Consider the following 892-nt stretch of genomic DNA (forward strand, 5'->3'; position numbering starts at 1 on the left):
CCTTTGTTGCACAATATACGTCCTCCTTAGATATATACAATTCAATAATATGATAGTGATTCTCATTATCATATAATTGTTATTCTATCTTTTACCGTCTCTTCTTACAATACAAAAATAAAAAACTTCCATTTATGTGTATGTATCGTCATTGTAGAATAGCCAAAAAAAGGACTGATGCGCATTACAGCATCAGTCCGAATAGCTTAATATGTTGAGTCAAGCGCCCTTTTTATTTCGATTGATCCACCAACTCCAGCTTAGCAGGAATGGATGTTTTCACAGTTTTACCTTGAAGTACATCCTTGGCTGCCTGCACCGCCAATTGTCCAATAAGCTCGGGTTGCTGAGCTACAGTGGCTGTCAGTTTCCCTTCCTTAATTGATTTAAGCGCATCCTCGTTACCGTCAAAACCGATGACTGGAATGTTCTTACCTGAGCTTTGGATTGCTTCGATAGCACCCAACGCCATTTCATCATTGTGGGCAAATACAGCCTGTACGTCCGGGTTTCCTTGCAGCAGATTTTCCATCACGTTCAAACCTTTGGTCCGATCAAAATCGGCCGATTGTTTTGCTATGACTTTCAGATCCTTATCTGCTACTTCATGGAAGCCTTTCCCACGTTCACGGGTAGCGGATGCTCCTGGAACACCTTCCAGCTCAATCACTTTGGCACCTTTTCCAACTTGATCAATCACATATCTGGCAGCCATTCGTCCTCCCTCTACGTTGTCTGAAGCGACGAGTGCTTTTACGTCTCCTTTGTCAGCAGAACGATCCAGTGTAATAACCGGGATGTTCAATGCATTCGCTGATTGTACCACAGTGGAGATGGCCGACGAATCTGTCGGATGAATGAGTAACGCGTTTACTCCCTGTTGAATAAGATC

General features: G+C 43.0%; 1 protein-coding gene. It reads right to left on the reverse strand.

Annotation, left to right across the window (positions count from 1 at the left end; genetic code table 11):
- Window positions 1-232 precede the first annotated feature (232 nt).
- A partial coding sequence (locus GRP75_RS28220; RefSeq protein ID WP_160791033.1) for a substrate-binding domain-containing protein occupies window positions 233-892 on the reverse strand: 660 nt, incomplete at its 5' end.

This window comes from Paenibacillus sp. OT2-17, from assembly GCF_009827695.1.
Lineage (GTDB): Bacteria > Bacillota > Bacilli > Paenibacillales > Paenibacillaceae > Paenibacillus > Paenibacillus polymyxa_B.